The sequence below is a fragment of the Pseudoclavibacter sp. RFBI5 genome (assembly GCF_002931395.1).
In the GTDB taxonomy this organism is placed as follows: Bacteria; Actinomycetota; Actinomycetes; order Actinomycetales; family Microbacteriaceae; genus Pseudoclavibacter.
In genome coordinates this window covers 25,114-45,506 of record NZ_PSYA01000002.1, presented here as the reverse complement: position 1 = coordinate 45,506, position 20,393 = coordinate 25,114, and the positions used below count along the sequence as shown (strand labels likewise).

The window sequence follows — 20,393 nt, the reverse complement described above, 5'->3', positions numbered from 1 at the left end:
TCAGGCGGCGTCGGTGGCCGCAGACCGGCCGTCGCCCTAGTACTGCTTGCCGGGGATCCAGCTCGTGCCGGCGAGCGGCACGTTCGCCATCGCGGCCGACTCGACGGTCAGCGCGACGAGGTCCTCCGGCTCGAGGTTGCGGATGTGCGACTTGCCGCACGCGCGGGCGATGGTCTGCGCCTCCATGGTGAGCACGCGCAGGTAGTTCGCGAGGCGACGCCCTCCCTCGACGGGGTTGAGGCGGGAGGCGAGCTCCGGGTCCTGCGTCGAGATGCCGGCCGGGTCGCGCCCGTCCTGGAAGTCGTCGTAGAAGCCGGCGGCCGAGCCGATGTCGGCGTACTCCTGCTGGTAGCGGGGGTCGTTGTCGCCGAGCGCGATGAGCGCGGCCGTGCCGATCGCGACGGCGTCGGCGCCGAGCGCCATGGCCTTCGCGACGTCGGCTCCCGTGCGGATGCCGCCGGACACGATGAGCTGCACCTTGCGGTGCATGCCGAGCTCCTGGAGCGCCGCGACGGCCTGCGGGATCGCGGCGAGCGTCGGAATGCCGACGTTCTCGATGAACACCTGCTGCGTCGCAGCCGTGCCTCCCTGCATGCCGTCGAGCACCACCACGTCGGCACCGGCCTTCACCGCGAGCGCCGTGTCGTAGTAGGGGCGGGATGCCCCGATCTTCACGTAGATCGGCTTCTCCCAGCCGGTGATCTCGCGAAGCTCGGCGATCTTGATGGTCAGGTCGTCCGGGCCCGTCCAGTCGGGGTGGCGGCTCGCGGATCGCTGGTCGATGCCGATCGGCAGGGTCCGCATCCCGGCGACGCGCTCGGTGATCTTCTGCCCGAGCAGCATGCCGCCGCCGCCCGGCTTCGCGCCCTGGCCGAGGACGATCTCGATCGCATCCGCCTTGCGCAGATCGTCGGGGTTCATGCCGTACCGGGAGGGCAGGTACTGGTAGACGAGGTGCTTCGACTGTCCACGCTCCTCCGGCGTCATGCCGCCGTCGCCCGTCGTCGTCGAGGTGCCGACCTCGGAGGCGCCGCGCCCGAGGGCCTCCTTGGCGTTCGCGGAGAGAGCGCCGAAGCTCATCCCGGCGATCGTGACCGGAATGTCGAGGTGCAGGGGCTTCGAGGCGAAGCGGTCGCCGAGCACGACGTCGGTGCCGCAGCGCTCGCGGTACCCCTCGAGCGGGTAGCGCGACATGGATGCGCCGAGGAACAGCAGGTCGTCGAAGTGCGGCAGCTGCCGCTTCGCGCCCCACCCGCGGATGTCGTAGATGCCCGTGCGGGCGGCGCGCTGGATGTCGGAGATCGTCGCGCGGTCGAACGTCGCGGACTCGCGGAGGCCGAGCTCGGCGAGGCGAGCGGGTGACTGCGGTGCGCCGACGGTGGACGTGGGCTGGTCGATGAGAGTCATGAGTGGCGCTTCCTGCTCGGCCTAGTAGGCGTTGTCGACGTTGAAGTGGTAGAGCTTGCGGGCCGAGCCGTAGCGCTTGAACGCGGCCGGGTCGTCGTCGCGGCCGGCTGCGATGAGCAGCTCGGCGAGCTCGGCGAGGTGCTCCTCGCGCATGGGCTTCTCGATGCAGTCGGCGCCAAGCGATTCGACGGTGCCCTGCACGTAGATGCGGGTCTCGTAGATGGAGTCGCCGAGAGCTTCCCCGGCGTCGCCGCACACGACGAGGCGGCCGGCCTGCGCCATGAACGCAGACATGTGCCCGATGCTTCCCCCCACGACGATGTCGACGCCCTTCATGGAGATGCCGCAGCGGGCTCCGGCGTTGCCGTCGATGACGACGAGGCCACCATGGCCGGTCGCGGCGGCCGACTGGGAGGCGTCGCCCGTGACGTGCACGCTGCCGCTCATGATGTTCTCGGCGAGCCCGACTCCGGCGTTGCCGTTGATGGTGACGGCGCCCCGCTGGTGCATTCCGGCGGCGTAGTAGCCGACGTGCCCGTCGATCGTGACGTCGATGGCCGAGCTGATGCCGACGGCCACGTTGTGCTTGCCGGCAGGGTGCTGGATGCTCCACCTGGTTCCGTCTTCCGCCGCCTGGACGGCTGCGTTCACGACTCGCACATCCTGGCCGGCGAGGTCGATCGTGGTGGGGCTGGCCTCAGCAGTCGCGGACGACGAGGGGGCCGCCGCGGGAGCAGCGGCGCGAGGAGCTGCGGGTGCGGCCGCTGGGGCTGCCGCGTACTGGGTGCTGTCTAGAGTGACCACGTGTAGACCTTTCCGGGGACTGGTTCGAAGATGTCGGCGGACTCGATGCCGGGGAGCTGCGCGAGGGCGCGGTACTCGGAGGCCATGGCCACGTAGTCGTCGGTGACGGCCACGATGGCGGGCTTGCAGGCGATGGGGTCGCGCACGATGGCCATGCTGTCGGCGGTCGTGACGACAAGCGTGTAGAAGCCGTCGAAGACGTCGCCGAGGTTGATGAGCGCCTCCTCGAGGGTGTCGCCCTGCTCGAGGCGGGAGGCGATGTAGCGCGCACCGACCTCGGTGTCGTTCTCGGAGTCGAACTGCACGCCCGTGCGCTTCAGCTCGCGACGGATGGAGGCGTGGTTCGAGAAGGACCCGTTGTGCACGAGGCAGAGGTCGTCGGCGACGGCGAAGGGGTGCGTGCCGCCCGCGGTCACGGCCGATTCGGTGGCCATGCGGGTGTGCGAGACGCCCTGGCTCCCCGACATGGACTCGAGGCCGTGGTTGGAGGCGACGTCCATGGGATTGCCGACGCTCTTCATGACGGCGAGGTGGCCGCCGCGGCCGATGATCGTGGCGGTGGGGAGGGCCGCGCTGACCGCATCCGCGAGGATGCTCGTCGACAGCTCGCCGCTCACGAGCGTCGTGTCACCCACGACGGACACCTTCGGCGCCGCCCCGGCTGGGAGGGTGCGCTCGAGTTCGGCGGTGAGCTCCTCCACGGTGAGCAGCTGCGTGCCGCCGAGGAGGCTGAGCGTCGACGCGGCGCTGCCCGTGAGGTCGGGGTTGTCGTACACGGCGAGGCCCGCGGAGTCGGGTCCACGGTCGACCATCTCGCAGAGCATGGTCTGGAGCAGGTCGCCCATCTGCGGCCTGAGCTGGGGGTTGCGCAACTGCAGCGCGGCGATTCCACACACGGGCGTGGTCCTTTCGGGGTGGTCTTGTCTGGTCTCTGGATGCGGGTGGATCAGAAGGCGGTGAGGTAGGTGTCGAGCTCCCAGTCGCTGACCTGCGCGTGCCAGGTGAGGAACTCGGTCTCCTTCGCGTCGGCGAAGTAGCGGCCGGTGGCCTCGTCGCCGCTGAGGCTGGCGAGGATCACGGGATCGCGGCGCAGCGCCTCGACGGCGTGGAGGAGCGTCGCGGGCAGCACGGCCGCGCCTTCGGGCGCCTGGCCTGGACCGGAGGGGTTGCCTGGGTCGATGCTGTTGTCGATGCCATCGAGGCCGGCCATGATCGAGGTCGCGACCGCCAGGTAGGGGTTCGCTGCACCGTCCCCCGAGCGGAGCTCGACGCGCTTGTTGTCCGGGACCCGCACCATGTGCGTGCGGTCGTTGCCACCGTACGACGCCTTTCGCGGCGACCAGGTCGCGCCCGAGCTGGACGTGGCCGTGCCGATCCGCTTGTACGAGTTCACCGAGGGAGCGAGGAACGCCTGCAGGGCGGGCGCGTGCTCGAGGAGCCCTGCCACGAAGCCGTACGCGACGGGCGAGAGACCGAGGCCCCGCGCATCCGGTGCCGACTCGCTCGCGGCGTCGCCGGTGGATGCGGCGGTGCCGCTCGCGCTCGGGTCCGCCGGGAAGAGCGGCTCGTCCTGCTCGCTCCACAGCGACAGGTGGAGGTGCAGGCCCGTGCCCGTGCGGTTCGTGAAGGGCTTCGGCATGAACGTCGCCGTCATGCCGCGCTCTTCGGCGAGCACGTTGAGGATGTAGCGGAGCGTGATGACGCGGTCGGCGGTCGTGAGCGCGTCGGCGTAGTCGAAGTTCTGCTCGAACTGGCCGGCGCCGTCTTCGTGGTCGTTGGCGTAGTTGCCCCAGCCGAGCGAGTTGATGGCGGTCGAGACGGAGGCGAGGTGGTCGTACATGCGAGTCACGCCGCGGGCGTCGTAGCAGGGGCGAGGGCCGTTGTCGCGCTTGTCGGCGGGGGCGAGGGTGCCGTCTTCGGCGCGGTCGACGAGGAAGTACTCGACCTCGGCGCCGACCTTGGCGGTCATGCCGCGCGTGGCGAGCTCGGCGATGGCGCGCTTCAGGATGTTGCGGGGCGCGTACGGCCACGGCTCCCCGTTGACGTGCGGGTCGCAGTGCACGAGCGCGAGGCCCTCGCGGACGAACGGCAGAGGGGTGAACGAGTCGAGGTCGGGGATCGCGATGAGGTCGGGGTCGTGCTGCTCCTGGCCGATGAGGCCGGCGGCGAAGCCCGCGAAGCCGAGGGCGCCCGCCTCGAGCTCGTCGGCGGCCGAGGTCGGCACGAGCTTCGCGCACGGCTTGCCGTTGAGGTCGACGAACGTGGCGAGGATGAACTGCACGCCGTGCGCCTGGGCGAGGTCGCGGAGCGTGATGCGGTCGCCTGCCGCGAGCTCTCCTTCGACCAGCTTGGGGGCTAGTTGTGTCATGGTCGTCTCCCGCATGGTGTTGATGTTACCTGACATGAAACCTTGTTCGCCAATAGTAGACAGACGGATGTTTCCACAGCGTTCGCCCCTGTAAACACTGGGTTACGGGAAACGGGGTGAGGGCCGCCCATCCCATCCGCAGACCTCGCGCATCCGCAGACCTCGCGCCTGCGCACCTCAGCTGGCGCCTTCCGGTGCCCTAGCCCCAGGTCTGCAGCCGACAGGCCAGGCCACAGGGCGCGGGGCAGGGCAGGGCAGGGCAGGGCGCAGCGCAGGCCAGGGCGCAGGGCAGGGCAGGGCGCGAAGCAGGGGGCACTGCCAGGGCCTCCCTGGTGTCGGTGGTGCGACATACGCTCCTGGCATGGAGCACACGAACCTCGGCCGCACCGGCCTCCGCGTCAGCCGCCTCGCACTCGGCTGCATGAGCTTCGGCGACCCGACACGCGGCCTGCACAGCTGGACCCTCGACGACGACGCGGCAGCACCGCTGCTCCGCCAGGCGGTCGAGCTCGGCATCACCTTCTGGGACACGGCGAACGTGTACCAGCAGGGCACGAGCGAGGAGATCATCGGGCGCGCGATGCGTCGCTTCAGCCGCCGGGAGGAGATCGTGCTCGCGACGAAGCTCTCCGGCAAGATGCACGACGGCCCCGGCGGCTCCGGCCTGTCCCGCACGGCGATCCTCGAACAGGCGAACGCGTCCCTCGAGCGACTCGGCACCGACCACATCGATGTGCTCTACATCCACCGCTTCGACGACAGCACCCCCGTCGAGGAGACCATGCAGGCGCTCGACGACCTCGTGCGTGCCGGCAAGGTGCGCTATCTCGGCGCATCGTCGATGTACGCGTGGCAGTTCGCGAAGCTGCAGCAGGCCGCCGCGGTAGGCGGATGGACCCCGTTCGTCGCCATGCAGGACCAGTACAACCTGCTGAAGCGCGAGGAGGAGCGGGAGATGATCCCCATGTGCGCCGACATGGGCGTCGGCCTCGTCCCGTACTCGCCGAACGGCAAGGGGCGCCTGACCCGGCCGCGCGGCGAATCGACGGCACGCGCCGAGCTCGACTCGGTCGCGAAGGCGTTCGATGCCGATGCCGACGGCCCCATCATCGATGTCGTCGAGCAGATCGCGGCCGAGCGCGAGGTCCCGATGGCACGAGTCGCACTGGCGTGGGTGCTGCGCAACCCGACGGTCGCAGCGCCCATCGTCGGGGCGACCAAGGCGAAGCACCTCGATGACGCCGTCGCGGCCCTCGAGCTGACGCTCACCGAGGACGAGGTCGCGCGACTCGAGGCGCCGTACGTGACCCAGCCTCCATTCTGGTGGTGACCCGACGCCTCTGGCGGTGATCGAGCGGCGGGCGTAAACACTGCGTTAAGAGCGGTCGCAGGCAGGTTTCCGGAGGGTCATCGCGCCCTTCCGGGGCGATGGAATGGGCGCATCCACCACATTCGCGAAAGGCGCACCATGCCAGCTGCTCCCCTGTTCGACCTCTCCGACACTCGCGTCGTCGTCACCGGCGGCACAAAAGGCATCGGCTTCGGCATCGCCAGCGTGTTCGCACGGGCGGGCGCGCGGGTCGCGGTCGCTGGTCGCTCGCAGGCGGGGGTGGATACGGCCGTCGCCGCGCTCTCGCTCGTCGCCGACGCGGACGCGAACGCAGACACTCGGGCCCAGATCTCGGGGTTCACGGTCGACGTCACCGACCCCGAGTCGTGCCGCGCGCTTGCGGCGTCGACCGCGGCGGCGTTCGGCGGCATCGATGTGCTCTGCGCCAACGCGGGGATCTTCCCGCAGGCGGACCTCGCGACGATGACGCCGGCGCAGCTCGACGAAGTGCTCGACACGAACGTGAAGGGCACCATCTACGCCGTGCAGGCCTGCCTGCCAGCCCTACAGGAATCAGGCCGCGGCCGGGTCGTGCTGACCTCATCCATCACGGGCCCGACGACCGGCTACCCGGGCTGGTCGCACTACGGGGCCTCCAAGGCCGCGCAGCTGGGCTTCATGCGCACGGCCGCGATCGAGCTCGCGAAGCACGCCATCACCGTGAACGCAGTCCTGCCCGGCAATGTCGAATCCGCTGGACTCGACGAGATGGGCGAGGACTACCTCGCGTCGATGACCTCCGCAGTCCCGCTGCGGAGACTTGGCCGCGCCGAGGAGATCGGCTACGCCGCGGCGTTCCTCGCCAGCCGCGAGGCGGGATACATCACGGGTCAGACGATCGTCATCGACGGCGGCCAGACGCTCCCCGAGTCTCCGGATGCACTGGGCTGACCCGAGCAGCACCGCGTCCAGCGAACCCTGTGGCGACTCTCAGGATTAGCTAGCTAACCTAACTATCCGATCATCCACTCTTGAACCGAGGAACCCCATGAGCCTGCTCGAGATCCCCCGCGAGTCCACGACCCGAGCGGTCGTCGATTCCGCTCCTCGACAGCTCCGCTGGCTCTCCCCCGCGAACGGACTCTGGGTCGCGATGCGGGAGACGGCCTCCGGCGACGACTTCGCCGGGTTCGTGGAGCTCGTGCACGGAGAGTTTCGCGCACACGACGGGCAGGGCACCTTCCTCGGCGCCTTCGCGACCCGCGAGGCCGGGCGAGACGCCATCGAGGGCGCAGTCCGCAGCTGAACAGGCGCACCGGGCGGCCGGAGGCCGGAACCGACCAGCTGGTAAAGTTGGGTCCACCAGACACCAACGACCAGCGACGCTTCCGTCGCCGGCCGTCACGCGCCAGGGCTGAGCCCGCGCGAAGCGGTCCGCCGAGGACGCTGCTGGCCTACCGCGAGATTGGATCCCATCCCGCATGCCTCTCCTCACCATCCTCATCGGTGCCGCCCTCGTCGTGACGGGCGCGATCGCCTATTTCGTCAGCGACACCGGCAGCCTCACGGCCCTCATCCCGGCCGCCGTCGGCCTCCTGCTCGTCATCGCCGGCCTCATCGCCCGCAACCCGAAGCTCCGCAAGCACGCCATCCACGGCGCGCTCGCCGTCGCGCTCCTCGGCGCGCTCGGGTCGCTCATGAACGTCGCCCAGCTGGGGGACCTCTTCGCCGGCACCGCCGAGCGCCCCGGCGCGATCATCAGCAGCACCGTCATGCTGGTCCTGCTCGTCGCCCTCATCACGGCCGGCGTGCGCTCGTTCATCGCCGCCCGCCGCAGCCGTCAGACGTCAGCCGTCACGAGCTAGCGGCAGCTCCCCGCCCCAGGCTCGCCTGGAAGCGGATCAAGTACCCGTCGGGGTCCGTCACAAGGAATTGGCGGACCCCGACTTCGTCCCCACCCACCCGGTACCACTTCGTTTCCGGCGGCATGAAGAGCTCCCGACCGGTCGCGAGGACAGCCGCCGCGACCTCGTCAGCATCGGCCACGGAGATCTGGAAGTTGATGCCCCTCCCGAGCGGCGGCTCGAGCGGCCCGGTTACCCAGTTCCGGCCGACGCCGCGCTGTTCGAGCATGAGATGAGCGTTGCCACGGGTCAGATACGCGAACCCCTCCTCGGGTCGGTCGTACTTCACCTCGAAACCGCATCCATCGACCCAGAACGCAAGGCTGATTCGGACGTCGGTGACGAGCAGCTCGGGTACGAGGTCGGGCAGATACTCGGATGGGTCGAGAGCACTCATGTCCGCATCGTCGCACGTCGATGCAGCCATGTTCCCGTCGTGTCACCGAGCTACGGCGTGACCCGCATCCGCCGCCCGCTTCCACTGACCCGACGCCCAGTCTCGCGACGTACCGTCGATCGATGATCGGACTCAACCCAATGCACACCGTCGTGATGGTCGCCTACTTCGCGGTCATCCTTGCGATCCTGGTCCTCACCATCTGGGCACTGATCCTCGCCATCAAAGCCCTTCGCAAGTACCTGCGCACCCCGGATGCGCAGCAGCGGCTGCAGCCGCCAGCTCCGCCCGAGATCGACTGAGATCGACTGAACCCGGACTCGGGACTCCGACCTGCCCCGAGGTCCCGCGCGTCGAGGCCTAGACCCGGGTGAGCACGCGGAGCCCGGCGATCGCGCAGTCGGTGCTCCCGTAGCCGTCGAGGTCGCGCACCGAATCTCCCGGCGCGAGCCGCGATTCGGTGGATGCGAGCACGCGCTGGGCTGCGTTCACGACGCTCACGTCGCCGAACTCACGCAGCGCCGGGAGCAGCTCTCGTTCGACGTCGTCGACGAGGAGGTCCATGGCGACGACGCCGAGGAATCGCCGCCCGTTCCAGACGGGCATGCTGACGGTGAGCGTGTACTCGTCGCTGCACAGGTAGTCGACGTGCGGGCCCGCGACATGACCCTCGCCGGTCTCCCGGGGCACGCGGAACCATTCGAATCCGCTGTAGTCGATGTGCTCTCGGCTTGGCGTCTGCGCTGCGAGCCGCAGCTGCGAGCGCATCGGGCCCTGCCACCAGGACAGGTGGCCGCGGGACGGGCCGCGAAGGTCGAGGGATGCGACGAATCCGGCCCCGAACGCGGCCGGCCAGGTACGAGTGAAGACCGCGAGCGCGAGCGGCTCGACCAGCTCGTCGAGGCGACGGTCGCTGAGTTCGCCCCGCGACTCGAGGTCGCCGAGCACGGCACCGAGGTCGCGGCTGAGCGTTTCGAGCACGTTGAGTGTCGATCGGAAGTAGTCGTCGAGGAGCGCAGCTGGGCCGCGTCGAACCGCGGTGGCGTCGATCGTCATGGAGCGGCTCCTCTGCCTCGGTGTTGGCCGATGGTACACAGCGGAGGGCCGCTTTCACTGGGTCGACCGGCGAAGATCGGCGAGAGCCCGTTCCGCGTCACCAGGCGAGCGGCGACATGCGACCATTCAACAGCACCCGCAGCGCCGCGTGCACCTCGAGCGCGTTCCTTCGGTGGTCGTCGGGTGCGACGTCCCGCGCCGCACGGAGGCACACTCCCTCGAGGTCTCGTTCTGTGACCCCGTCGGGGAGGCACAGCATCCACTGCACCGCCCGCGGGGGCGCCGGCACCCCAGCATCTGCGAGGTACTGGACCATGTCGTCGTGGATCCCGCTGATGTCCTCCTCACTTAAGAAGGTGCCGTCGGCTGGCCCGCCGACACGCTGGCCACCGCCGTCCGTCTCGACGACGGGGTCGTACCGCGCCGGCTCCTGATACACCCAGCTGGGGCCGGCGAGGTAGGCGATGAGCGCCAGCCACCCGTTCGGCTCCAGCCTCATGAGATTGGTGGTCTGCATCACGTTCTCCGTGAAGTCGCTCCAAGACCAGTTCGGCAGCCCCGCGAGTGCGGCGATCCTCACCTCGTTGTCGTTGATCGGCATACGTTGGCCCCCCAGCCATAGTCGTTCCCCGGCACCCGGCACCATCACGGCGCCGGCGCGCCTACCGCTCGAGCAGCGACCTGCGCTTTGCCTCGAGCCGTTCGACGACGTCGCTCACCGTCGCGCGCAGAGTCTCGCGCGCGCCAGCGGTGTCCCCCCGAGCGACATCATCGACGAGTCCAAGTATCTCGCCTCGCTGCGCCTCCCGCTCGGCGTCGTCCACAGCGAGCAGCCCGAGCAGCGGCGAGAGCTCGGATTGCACGCGCATCTGCTCCTTGGTGAGCCGCACCGACTGCCCGAGTGCGCACAGTTCGACGACGATGTCGTCGGCGACGTGTCGCCAGAGCGCGGGCGTCGGCTGAGCCTGCCGCCCGGAGATCGCGGCGTCGCCGAACGCCGTGAGCCGAGCGCGGATCGCGTCGACCTCGCTCGGCGCAGCCCTGGAGGCTGCGAGTTCGAGGCAGCCAGCGGTGACGGCGAAGTAATGGGCGGCGAGGTCACGCAGCGCCGTGCGGGAGATGGATGCGAGCTCGGCGGCGGCGTGTGAGGCAGGGTCGGCGCCCGCGGTGACGAAGCTGCCGCCTCCGCGTCCTCGTTTCGTCGTGACGAGGCCGCGTTGCCGCAGGAGGACCAGCGCTTCGCGAACGGTGACCGGCGAGACCCCGAGCGACTTGGCGAGCTCGCTCTCTGGGGGCAGGCGCTCCCCTGCCTGCAGAACGCCGCGGTTGATGGCGACGCTCAAGCGACGCTCGACGAGCGCGGCCTTGCCCTGGTCGGCGACGGACCGAAACACCGCGTTGCGCAGGCGCGACGGCACCCCGGCTTCGGGGTTTGTCCGCTGCGGCGTTGGCACCCCGCCATTGTCGCCCATCCGCCCCTGTACTGGCAGGGTGCAGATGAGACGCGGCGGGCGCGGCGGCCCCTGTCCAACATGAGTGCAGAATCGGCCCCTGAATCGCCAGTGACGTCCAGAGGCGACGAGTCTGCACTGAAGATGGTCAGCCCCGCAGGCGCGGACTGAAGAACGGCAGCGCGATGGGGGCGAACACCACGCCGCGCGAGGCCTTCACGCTGCCCACGATCGAGAACACGATGTGCGTCACGGAGACGGCGAACCAGAGCGTGATGGGGATGCCGATGGGGAAGAACGACCCAGAGTAGGTGTCGTCGAGGACGAAGAGGAACGCGATGTGCAGGGCGATGAGGATGATCGAGGAGAGCAGGTAGGTGAGCCCCCAGTTGGCGGCGTTGGTGCGGTTTCGCTCGCCTTCCTCGGTGGCGGGCGCGCGCGACCTGCCGGCCGCGATCATCACGATGCCTGCCGTGATGGCGGTCACGAACGGGAACGGGATCACCGCGATCAGCCCGAGGCTCCACTGTGTCGCGCCGTTCGCCAGCGGCCGCGTCAGGAAGACCGGCGAAGCCGACGCACCGGTGGGCGGGGCGAACTGCGGTGCGTTCGGGCTCGTCGGCGGGGCGCTCTGGGAGGGCAGGCTCGTCGCAGGGATATTCGGCGCCGCCTGGACCGGTGCCGCCTGGGCGGGCGGCTGCGGCTCTCCGGACGGCTCGAAGTAGAGGTTGCTCGCCCACGCCCCGGAGCCCGTCAGCTCCTGCAGCCGCTCCGGCGGCAGCTCGAGTGCTGTGCGGATGAGCGCGTCCACGTGCTGCTCGGTGTCGCAGACCATCCCCTGCGCCTCCCGGAGCATCTCGGGGTGCGGGTTCTCGTCGTCCGTGGCGCTGAGCACGTGGATCTCCGCGACCTCGAGCAGCAGGTAGCGTCCACGGTTCGCGGGGTCGCGCAGCACGCTGCGCGCCTCGGCGATCTGCCGCTGCGTCTCCTGGTCCTGCGGGAGCCGAGCGAAGAGGCGCTCGAGGTTGGCGACGCCCTGGTCGTAGTCGCCGAGGATCGCTGCCGCCGGCGCATCCCAGATCGTCGACGGCACCAGCCGACCAGACCCCGAGACGAGCAGCTCGTGCACGAGCGGCACATCCCAGTTCCACTCCGACAGCCCGGAGACACGAGCGAGCGGAGCCCCCTGCCCCGGAACCTCGTCGACAACGTAGAGATAGCTGCGGTTCGCCATCACGCGAGCCTAACGGGAGACGCCCGCACGCCGAGATCGCTCGCGGCGATCCGGGGTGCGGGCGTCGAGATCGACCCGGTCAGTCTTCGTCCTCATCCTCCAGCTCGGCCTTCTTCTCCACCTTCGGGAGGCAGTTGAAGAGGGCGTAGCCGATGAGGCCGACGACGATGGCCGAGATGATGGCCGGATGGAGGAGCGTCTCCGAGGCTCCCTCGATGAGCCAGGGCTGCGCGAAGATGAGCCCGATGACCTGGGCGAAGACGAGCACGAACGCCAGCAGCAGGAAGACGATCATCGCGATGCCGAAGAGCGGATGCAGGATGCGGTGCAGTGAGGTGCGCATGATTTCAGACTCCTATCCGCCGGGGACCGGGACGATCCCGAGCGCGATCAGGACGCCGAGCGCGAAGAACGGCACGACGTAGTAGATGATGAGCGGCACGAACGTGGACTCCGGTTTGGCTCCCGTGAGGCCGCTCGCGACGAAGATGGCGCCGGAGGCGGGCGGGGAGGCGCCCTCCGTCGAGGCGAACACGAGGATCGCGATGACGGCGAGCAGCGGGTCGATGCCCGCGGCGATGAGCGTAAACAGCGACACCTGACCGACGGCGGTGAGGGTTGCCGTCGACGACAGCGGGCCCGCGACCAGCACGATCAGCAGCCCGATGAACGTCACGAGCAGCCACAGCGGGATGTCGACGCCGCTCAGCAGGTTGTCGACGTCCTCCGCGAGGCCGAGCTCGGCGAGCACCTCGCTCGCGACGACGGCGAAGAAGAGGAGCGCGACGATCGTGTAGAACTTCGGCGCCCCGCTCGTGATGAGATCCCACCATCCGCGCGGCGAGCGCGGCAGGTCCTTCCAGGCGACGAGCGCGGCGAAGAACATGATGAGGACGGGGATCCACACGATGAGCGAGATCGATCCCATGGCTTCGGAGAGCACCGGCGACGCCTTGAGGGCGTCGGCGAGGGGCCCGACCGAGATCGCGATCGGGATGATCGCGCCAAGGAAGATGAGGGTCGACGTTCCGCCGCGCTTCATCGCGCTGCGCCACGGCAGGATCTCGGGTCCCGAGGCTGCCGTGATCTTGTCGCGCTTCACGAACCAGCCGATGAGGCCCATCCGGAACACGAACTGGTAGATGCCGGCGACGAGCAGCGCCAGGTAGACCTCGCTGGTCGTCACGAGCGTGCCGGCGAATCCGATCATGATGACCATGGACGCGCTCGGGGGAAGCGCGGTGCCGAGGCCCGCGTTGCCGGCGATGACGGTCGCGGCGCGCGAGCGCTTCCATCCGGTGCGCACCATCCACGGACCGGTGATCGCTCCGGAGGAGGCCGCGTTGCCCGTGTTGGAGCCGCCCGCGACGGCTCCCATGGCACCGGATGCGAGCGTGTCGACGATCGCGGGGCCGCCTGGCAGCTTGCCGAAGAGGGAGGAGAGAATGGCAATGAGGCGATCGATGACGCCGGTGCGCTCGACGAAGTGCGTCATGAAGACGAACGCGACGGCGGCGTAGAGGACCTGGTTCTCGGATGCTTCGACGACGGCGGTCACGGCGTACTCGGGGGCGTTGAACCCGGCGAAGGCGAGCGTGACGAGGAAGCCGAGGATCATGGCTTCCGCCATGTTCCGCTTGACGACGACGTTCCAGGTGACGATCGTCGCGATGAAGGCGACGAGGGCGATCAGTGCGACAGGCATGACCCTCCCCTGCGTCGGCGGGGCGGGTGCCCCCGGTCGGTGATGCTCATGGCAGCTCCTTTGCTGTCTATGGTCTGGTGCGCCGGATCAGGCGCTGGGATTCGCTTCGGCGCGCTGGCGCAGGATCTCGACACGGCGGCCCGCCTCGTCGGCGAGCACCGCCCGGCCTGCCCTGAGCGCGGCAGCCGCGCGGTCGATCGGGAGGACGAGCACGCCATCCTCGTCGGCGACCACGTAGTCGCCGGTCGAGCAGATGGCGCCTCCGAGCGAGATGGTCTCGCCGACCCGCCCGGGGCCGGACTTGTAGGGGCCCGCCGGGGAGACTGCGACGGCCCAGACGGGCAGGCCGATCTCGGCGATGGCGGAGACGTCGCGCACTGCGCCGTCGACGATGATGCCGCGCACCCCCGCGTTGACCGCGCGCTCCGCGATGAGCTCGCCGAGCAGCGCACGCTCGGCGTACCCGCCGCCCGCGATGACGAGCACCTCGCCGGGCCGGACCACCTTGAGCGCCTCGTGCAGGGCCCGGTTGTCGCCTGGATTGACGAGCACGGTGCGTGCGCGTCCGGCGATGGGGCCGGAGGGCCAGATGGGCTTGATGCTCGAGTGCGCGAATCCGAGCCGGTCCCCGCCGTCGCCGAGCGCCGCCGTCGGCACCGACTCGAGTTCCGCCGCGAAGTCGGGCTTCGCCTCGAGGGCGAGGTCGACGTGTCGGCGCCTGGCGCCTTCGGTGACGGGCCAGTTCCCCGGAAGCGCGCTCAGCAGCTCGAGGCTGTCGCCGAGCTCGTGGCTTCGCCGGTCTGCGTGGATGCGCGTGCCCTCGTCGAGACGCGTGACGGCAGCCTCTCCGTCGACCAGGGTCTCGACGATCTGGGCGCGCATCCACGCTTCCTCGCCAGCAGCACGGCCGGCGGACATGGCCTCGCTGATGAGCGCGCCGAGTCCCTTCATGTACACGCTGCGCAGGAGCTTGCGGCCGGATGCGTCCCCGATGGTGTCACTGACGACGTCCGCAGTGGCGCCGATGGAGCGCAGTACGTCGGCGGCCGAGTCCGCGTCGGGGCCGGAGAGGATGACGCGCACCTGCGCGCCGAACTTCTTCACCGAGCCGATCACGGCCCCGTCGACGACCTTGGCGCGTTCGCCGATCTCGTCGGCGACGGCCTGCTTCAGCTGCGGGGATCCGGCGTTGAGGTCGAGGAACACCGCGGTCGGCTCGAGGTGCGGTGCCGCGTCTCGCGCTGCCCCTGCGGCGTGGGCCGCCGTGGTGAGGCCGAGCACCGCGTCGGCGCCGGCAACCGCCTCGGCGATCGAGGTGGCGCTGGTCATTCCGGGGATCTCGACGCTCCTGGGGTCGAAGCCGACGACCTCCCAGGAGGCTTCGACGAACGCCTTCGCGTACATGCTTCCGGCTTCACCGAGGCCGAGGACAGCGATTCTCATGAACGACTCCGTTGTCATCAGGCAGAGTTTTCTATCACTCTGCGCAAGTTGATTTCGCGTAACGATAGCAGGCGTCCACGTTCGCGGCCAGGGACGGGACCAAGCAAGGTCTCGTTGCACCCGGTGGTACGTTGAGGAATCACCTGGCACGGAGGGGAAAACGCAGTGAGCGTTGAGCGCGTCAATCAAGGCCGGACGCTCGAACGAGCGCTCGACGTCATCGAGTGCGTCGAGGCATCACGGACGCCGCTGAAGCTGACGCAGATCTCCAAGGCCACCGGCCTGCACATCACGACCACGCAGCGCATCACCACGACCCTCGCGCGGCGCGGGTACCTCAACTCGACCGAGGCCGGCTACACGCTCGGCCCCGTCGTCCTCGCACACGCGCACGCGTTCATGCTCCAGGACCGGCTCGCCTCCGTCTCGCATCCGGTGCTGCAGAACCTCACCGAGACGACCGGATTCACGTCGTCCGTCTACGTGCGCTCGGGCTGGTCGCGCATCCTCGTCGCGCGCGTCGAGCCACCCGAGTCGCTCCGCTACCGGTTCCCGATCGGGCAGCGCCTCGACCTCGACGTCGGTGGCGGCAAGGTGCTGCTCGCGGCCGTCGCACCGGAAGAACTCGACGAGTTCCTGAAGGACTACTCGGGGCTCGCACTCGCCAGCGGACGGCATCAGACCGCCGACTCGCTTCGATCTGAGCTCGCCGAAGCCGCGGCGACGGGCACCTACGAGAGCCATTCAGAGCGCTACCCGGGAACGGTGAGCCTCACCGCCGCCATCACGGACTCGCGCGGCACCGTCATCGGCGTCGTGAATCTCGTGACGACGGAAGAGACGATCAGCGAGGACGGGCTCGCGAGGTTCAGGTCCCGCGTCATCCAGGCAGCTCGCGTCATCGGCGAGCAGCTCTGACGGATCAGGCTCCCAGCGCCGGCCCTTCTCCCGGGTGCGCCAAGGCGTGCATCACTTGCCGAACAGGTCTCCGAGGCCGGGGATGTCGAAGCCGAAGTTGCCTGCCTGCTCCTCGACGCCGCCGAGGAACTGGTCGCCCCCGCCCGTGAGCTGGTCGCCGGCGCCCGCGAACTGGTCGCCGAATCCGCTGACCTGGTCGCCGAGCCCCGAGACGGCCTCACCGATCCCGCCGAACTCGCCGAGGTCGGCCGTGAGCCCCTCGAAGCCCTCGATCCCGGACGCGGCGATGCCGTCGAAGTCGATTCCGGATGCCATCGCGTCGCCGATCAGCGGAAGCGCGACGGAGCTGGCGACGGCACCGCCGACGACGCCGAGCGCGATGCCGCCGAGCGCACCAGCCCCGACACCCGCCGCAGCTGCACCGGCGACGCCCGCGCCACGGCCGAAGCGAGCGGACCCGCCACGACTCGAGCCGGGCGTGAAGTTGGAGCCACCGCGGGAGCCCGCGATGCGCTTGCCCGCCCCGAGCACCTTCGCCATGAACCCGGGTCGCTGCACCTCGCCGCGCGTCGCCGCCCGTGCCAGGTCGTCAGGGGAGCTCGACTGCGGGCGGTCGTACGGACCGGACTCCGCGCTCAGGCGCTCACGCACCTGGTCGCGCTGCTCCGGCGTGAGTCGCTGGAACGCCTCACGGTGCGCCTGCTCAAGCTGGTCAGGCGCCGCGGTCTTGAGGAGGTAGTCGTACTTCGCAATGGCCGCCTTGTCCGCGGCAGTCCCTGAGCTCGGATTAGAGGCCGGGCGCGAGCCATAGCTCGGAGCGCTCGGCGGCTGCTGCCCGTACCGTGGGCCGGAGTCGCGGGCGGTGTACTGGTCAGACTGCTGGTACTGGTCGCGCTGCTGGTGCTGGTCACGCTGCTGCGCGGCGTCCCGGGCGGGGTAGCCCTGCTGGCCGCGTGGCTGCTGCCCATCCCCCGTCACCTGATCGGCGACCTTGCGGACCATGTCCTTCCAGTCCCCGGAGCCGCTCTTGCCGCCCCGGTTGCCCCCGGAATTGCCGGAGTTGCCGAGGGCCTTCGAGGCCGCGCCGAGGATCTTGTTGAAGTCAACCATGCGCTTATCGTCACCTATCGATCTATGGAGAACGTATGGAGCGCGTGCGCGTCCGCTCAGAGCGTCTTCGGCAGCATCCGGCAGAGTCCGACAACCGACCTCTTCTGCCCGACGCCCGCAGGCCGTATCGTTCGCAGAGCGGCGCCCCCACGCCGCAGACCGGAGCATCATGCCTTCCTTCCTCCCCTCGAGCCACACGACCGCAGAACGGCCTGCGCCTGGCCGCCCGTCCCGCCGAGCACTGCTCTCGACCGCGGCCTGGACCACCCCTGTCTTCGCCGCCGCCCTGGCAACTCCCCTCGCCGCCGCATCCACGGCCCTCTCCACGATCGAAGGCAACTTCACGCCCTTCGACACCGAGCTGGCAGTCGGCCAGAGCACGGAGGCGGTCATCGCCTTCATCGAGACCTCCGGCGTCGACTACACGGGCACCGTGTCGATCCTCATCTCCCCCTCCCGCGAGACGGATACGGTGATCGCCACCCTCTCCGCGTTCGGCCCGATCACCACCGACCCGGAGACGACCGGACAATGGAGCTACGCGCAGGAGGGCACCAAGCTGCGCGTCACCTACTCGGGCTACATGGAGGGCTCCGTCGGCATCCGCGGCTACCTGCAGTCGGACACGAATTCCGGGATCACGGTCGACACCGGCGGACAGTACCTGCTCACGGAGACCAGCCACACCATCGAGGTCGAGTCGGCGAAAGCCGTCGCCGACAACGTGCAGACGGCGTGGACGATGACCTACGGCACTGACGGCATCGGCGCCCCCTGATCTGGTGCGGGTAGCGTGACGCCATGAAGTTCACCGTCGAACCTGCATCCGTTCCCCGCCGATGAACACGCGTGCTGTGCAGGCCGGTGCGGCCGCGGAGGTGCTCGGCCCGTATCTGGAGCGGCTCCGCACCGAGCTCGAGATCCCGGCCGACTACCCAGCCGACGCGCGAGCCGAGGCCGAGGTAGCCGCAGCCCACGAGTTCGGCTCGGACTCCGGGCGACACGATCTCCGCGAGCTGCCGTTCGTGACCCTCGACCCTGTCGGCTCGCGTGACCTCGACCAGGCATTCTTCCTTCGCCGCGTCGAGGCCACCGGCGAGGACGCTGACGGCTTCGAGGTGTTCTACGCGATCGCGGACGTCGCATCCTTCGTCGAGCCCGGTGGGGCGCTGGACGCGGAGACGCACCGCCGCGCCCTCACCGTCTACGGGCCGGACGGCCGATTCGGCCTGCACCCGGCCGTGCTCAGCGAGGGCGCCGCGAGCCTGCTCCCCGGGGTCGATCGGCCCGCCGTCGTGTGGCGGATGCGTCTCGACAGCTCGGGCGCGCTGCTCGATGACATCGAGGTGCGTCGATCCATGGTGCGTTCCCGGGCGCAACTCGACTACCCCTCGGTTCAGGCACGGCTCGACGCCGGAACCGCCGACGAGCTGCTCGGGCTGCTGGCGGAGATCGGCCGGCTGCGCATCGACGCCCAGTTCGCGCGCGGCGGCGCGACGCTCGAGGTGCCCGACCAGGAGATCGAGCGCAGCGACGACGACAAGCGCTACCGGCTCGTGCTGCGGGAGCCGCTCGCCTGCGAGGAGTTCAACGCGCAGCTGTCGCTGCTCACGGGAATCGCAGCCGCGACCCTGCAGCGACGGGCGGGAGTGGGAATCTGGCGCACCCTGGATCCCGCCCGCGACGAGGACGTCGAGCGCCTGCGTCGCGTCGCCGCCTCCCTCGGCTTCGACTGGGCACCGGAGGTCTCGTACGCCCAGTTCGTCAGGACCATCGACGTGGCCCGGCCCGAGTACGCGGCGTTCGCGACCGAAGCCACCCGCCTGTTCCGCGGAGCCGGGTACGCGGCCTTCGGCACGCGGGAGCATCCGGACGTGCCGAGCGCCGCATCCCACAGCGCCATCGCCGCCGAGTACGCGCACGTGACCGCCCCGCTGCGGCGCCTCGTCGACCGCTACGGCACCGAGATCGCGCTGGCGTTCTGCGCCGGAGAACCCGTGCCGTCGTGGGTCGTGGATGCGCTCGAGGCGCTGCCCGGCGAGATGGCCGAGGGCTCACGCCGTGCGAACGCGTACGAGCGGGCGGCGGTCGATCTGCTCGAGGCGGTCCTGCTCGCGCCCCGTGTGGGCGAGGAGCTCGACGGGATCGTCGTCGATTCGTCGCCCACCGGGCCCGCCGATGCGGGTCAGGCGAAGGCGACCGTGCTGCTGCGCGACCCCGCAGTCCGGGCGAGGGTCGTCGGCGGCGCCGCGGCCCTGGAGCTGGGCGCCGCCATACGAGTCCGCGTCGACTCGGCTGATCCGGAGAAGCGCGCCGTCACGCTGAGCGTCGCATGATCCGCCCCTGCCGCCGAGTAGGGCGCTTTCAGCCCGTCGCGGGGGCCCAGGTGGGGCGAAAGTGACCCGCTTGAGCCGCGCGAGCTCGCCTGAACCGCGCGACGCCGCGCTGCCACCCCCGCCGCCGCCGCCAAGTAGGCCACCTTCAGCCCATCCCGGGAGCCCAAGTGGGACGAAAGTGGCCCATCTGGACCGGATGAGCCCGCCTGGCCTGCGCGAGCCCGCCGAACCGCGCAGCGCCGCGGGCGCCGCGCTACCGCCGCCAAGAAGGCCACTTTCAGCCCATCCCGGCAGCCCAAGTGGGGCGAAAGTGGCCCGCCTGGCCCGCGCGACGCCGCTGCCGCCGCCGCCAAGTAGGCCACTTTCAGCCCATCCCGGCAGCCCGAGTGGGGCGAAAGTGACCCGCCTGAACCGCATGAGCCCGCCTGGCCTGCGCGAGCCCGCTGAACCGCGCAGCGCCGCGGGCGCCGCGCTGCCGCTGCCGCTGCCGCTGCCAAGAAGGCCACTTTCAGCCCATCTCGGGAGCCCAGGTGGGGCGAAAGTGGCCCATCTGAACCGCGTGAGCCCGCTCTACCTGCGCGACGCCGCGGCGCCGCCCCTTACACCGCTGCCGCTGCCGGCGCCGAGTAGGCCACTTTCATCCCGTTGCGGGGCCCGGGTGGGGCGAAAGTGACCCGCTTGAGCCGCGTGAGCTTGCCGGATCCGCTTGAGCCCGGCTGAGCCGCATGAGCCCGCTTGAACCGCGCGACGCCGCGCCGCGTATCCGCCGCCGCCGAGTAGGCCACTTTCTGCCCGCTCCGGGAGCCCGGGTGGGGCGAAAGTGACCTTCTTGCCGCAGATGCGTTGCCCGGCGGTGCGCAGGCGACGCGCGCAGAAGGCGCGGTCAGGAGAAGCCGACCAGGGCGAACCAATCAGGCCAAACCGGTCGGG

General features: G+C 69.9%; 21 protein-coding genes. 8 read left to right on the top strand and 13 right to left on the bottom strand.

The window, feature by feature from the left end; translation table 11 throughout:
• Window positions 1–36: 36 nt before the first annotated feature.
• The 4 genes from C5E06_RS00830 to glnT are packed head-to-tail and all read right to left on the bottom strand — an operon-like array spanning window position 37 to window position 4,615.
• Window positions 37–1,407 carry an FMN-binding glutamate synthase family protein gene (locus tag C5E06_RS00830; RefSeq protein WP_201297698.1) on the bottom strand — a complete coding sequence of 457 codons (1,371 nt, stop codon included), beginning with the start codon at window positions 1,405–1,407 and terminating at the stop codon, window positions 37–39.
• A gap of 21 nt (window positions 1,408–1,428) precedes the next feature.
• Window positions 1,429–2,211 carry a protein glxC gene (locus C5E06_RS00825; RefSeq protein ID WP_104305689.1) on the bottom strand — a complete coding sequence of 261 codons (783 nt, stop codon included), beginning with the start codon at window positions 2,209–2,211 and terminating at the stop codon, window positions 1,429–1,431.
• A complete protein-coding gene (locus C5E06_RS00820; protein WP_104244798.1) occupies window positions 2,199–3,107 on the bottom strand; it encodes a glutamine amidotransferase in 909 nt (302 codons plus the stop codon). The genes C5E06_RS00825 and C5E06_RS00820 overlap by 13 nt, the downstream gene beginning before the upstream one ends.
• 50 nt (window positions 3,108–3,157) lie before the next feature.
• Complete coding sequence (glnT, locus tag C5E06_RS00815; protein ID WP_258064890.1) at window positions 3,158–4,615, bottom strand: type III glutamate--ammonia ligase; 1,458 nt, start codon at window positions 4,613–4,615, stop codon at window positions 3,158–3,160.
• Between the two features lie 325 nt (window positions 4,616–4,940).
• On the opposite strand from glnT, the gene C5E06_RS00810 reads away from it, so the two are divergent.
• From C5E06_RS00810 to C5E06_RS00795, 4 genes are all read left to right on the top strand, one after another.
• Window positions 4,941–5,909, top strand: coding sequence for an aldo/keto reductase (locus tag C5E06_RS00810; RefSeq protein WP_104305688.1), 969 nt, complete (start codon window positions 4,941–4,943; stop codon window positions 5,907–5,909).
• A 138-nt stretch (window positions 5,910–6,047) separates the two neighbouring features.
• On the top strand, window positions 6,048–6,860 hold the full coding sequence (gene fabG / locus C5E06_RS00805) for a 3-oxoacyl-ACP reductase FabG (protein WP_219820163.1): 813 nt from the start codon (window positions 6,048–6,050) through the stop codon (window positions 6,858–6,860).
• A 97-nt stretch (window positions 6,861–6,957) separates the two neighbouring features.
• Window positions 6,958–7,215 carry a hypothetical protein gene (locus tag C5E06_RS00800; protein ID WP_104244802.1) on the top strand — a complete coding sequence of 86 codons (258 nt, stop codon included), beginning with the start codon at window positions 6,958–6,960 and terminating at the stop codon, window positions 7,213–7,215.
• 175 nt (window positions 7,216–7,390) lie between these two features.
• On the top strand, window positions 7,391–7,774 hold the full coding sequence (locus C5E06_RS00795; protein WP_104305687.1) for a hypothetical protein: 384 nt from the start codon (window positions 7,391–7,393) through the stop codon (window positions 7,772–7,774).
• Here the strand turns inward: C5E06_RS00795 and C5E06_RS00790 are convergent.
• Window positions 7,764–8,240 carry a VOC family protein gene (locus C5E06_RS00790; protein ID WP_219820162.1) on the bottom strand — a complete coding sequence of 159 codons (477 nt, stop codon included), beginning with the start codon at window positions 8,238–8,240 and terminating at the stop codon, window positions 7,764–7,766. The two genes, C5E06_RS00795 and C5E06_RS00790, sit on opposite strands and share 11 nt — an antisense overlap.
• Before the next feature lie 92 nt (window positions 8,241–8,332).
• Here C5E06_RS00790 and C5E06_RS00785 point away from each other — a divergent pair, with 92 nt between their 5' ends.
• Window positions 8,333–8,512 carry a hypothetical protein gene (locus C5E06_RS00785; protein WP_104244806.1) on the top strand — a complete coding sequence of 60 codons (180 nt, stop codon included), beginning with the start codon at window positions 8,333–8,335 and terminating at the stop codon, window positions 8,510–8,512.
• 58 nt (window positions 8,513–8,570) lie between these two features.
• Here the strand turns inward: C5E06_RS00785 and C5E06_RS00780 are convergent, their stop codons facing one another.
• From C5E06_RS00780 to C5E06_RS00750, 7 genes are all read right to left on the bottom strand, one after another.
• Window positions 8,571–9,266 carry a cache domain-containing protein gene (locus tag C5E06_RS00780; protein WP_104244808.1) on the bottom strand — a complete coding sequence of 232 codons (696 nt, stop codon included), beginning with the start codon at window positions 9,264–9,266 and terminating at the stop codon, window positions 8,571–8,573.
• A 97-nt stretch (window positions 9,267–9,363) separates the two neighbouring features.
• Window positions 9,364–9,867, bottom strand: a complete 504-nt coding sequence (locus C5E06_RS00775; protein ID WP_104305685.1) for a DUF5956 family protein — start codon at window positions 9,865–9,867, stop codon at window positions 9,364–9,366.
• A gap of 61 nt (window positions 9,868–9,928) precedes the next feature.
• On the bottom strand, window positions 9,929–10,720 hold the full coding sequence (locus C5E06_RS00770) for a FadR/GntR family transcriptional regulator (RefSeq protein WP_181062847.1): 792 nt from the start codon (window positions 10,718–10,720) through the stop codon (window positions 9,929–9,931).
• Between the two features lie 145 nt (window positions 10,721–10,865).
• On the bottom strand, window positions 10,866–11,951 hold the full coding sequence (locus C5E06_RS00765; RefSeq protein WP_104305684.1) for a DUF4870 domain-containing protein: 1,086 nt from the start codon (window positions 11,949–11,951) through the stop codon (window positions 10,866–10,868).
• A gap of 79 nt (window positions 11,952–12,030) precedes the next feature.
• The gene (locus C5E06_RS00760; RefSeq protein WP_104244816.1) at window positions 12,031–12,294 is read right to left on the bottom strand and encodes a hypothetical protein; all 264 of its coding nucleotides are present in this window, start codon (window positions 12,292–12,294) and stop codon (window positions 12,031–12,033) included.
• A 12-nt stretch (window positions 12,295–12,306) separates the two neighbouring features.
• Window positions 12,307–13,656: a TRAP transporter large permease subunit gene (locus tag C5E06_RS00755; RefSeq protein WP_104305683.1), complete on the bottom strand. Its 1,350-nt coding sequence runs from the start codon at window positions 13,654–13,656 to the stop codon at window positions 12,307–12,309.
• 87 nt (window positions 13,657–13,743) lie between these two features.
• Entirely contained in the window at window positions 13,744–15,099 is a 1,356-nt protein-coding gene (locus C5E06_RS00750) for an NAD(P)-binding domain-containing protein (RefSeq protein WP_104305827.1), read from the bottom strand.
• Between the two features lie 165 nt (window positions 15,100–15,264).
• On the opposite strand from C5E06_RS00750, the gene C5E06_RS00745 reads away from it, so the two are divergent.
• On the top strand, window positions 15,265–16,017 hold the full coding sequence (locus tag C5E06_RS00745) for an IclR family transcriptional regulator (RefSeq protein WP_219819551.1): 753 nt from the start codon (window positions 15,265–15,267) through the stop codon (window positions 16,015–16,017).
• Window positions 16,018–16,068: 51 nt separating this feature from the next.
• Here the strand turns inward: C5E06_RS00745 and C5E06_RS00740 are convergent, their stop codons facing one another.
• On the bottom strand, window positions 16,069–17,127 hold the full coding sequence (locus C5E06_RS00740) for a cation-transporting ATPase (RefSeq protein ID WP_181062846.1): 1,059 nt from the start codon (window positions 17,125–17,127) through the stop codon (window positions 16,069–16,071).
• A gap of 169 nt (window positions 17,128–17,296) precedes the next feature.
• Between C5E06_RS00740 and C5E06_RS00735 the strand changes: the two genes are divergently transcribed.
• Complete coding sequence (locus C5E06_RS00735; protein WP_104297956.1) at window positions 17,297–17,905, top strand: hypothetical protein; 609 nt, start codon at window positions 17,297–17,299, stop codon at window positions 17,903–17,905.
• Window positions 17,906–17,966: 61 nt separating this feature from the next.
• Window positions 17,967–19,463 (top strand): RNB domain-containing ribonuclease, encoded by a 1,497-nt coding sequence (locus C5E06_RS00730; protein ID WP_104305682.1) that lies wholly within the window; start codon window positions 17,967–17,969, stop codon window positions 19,461–19,463.
• Window positions 19,464–20,393 lie beyond the last annotated feature (930 nt).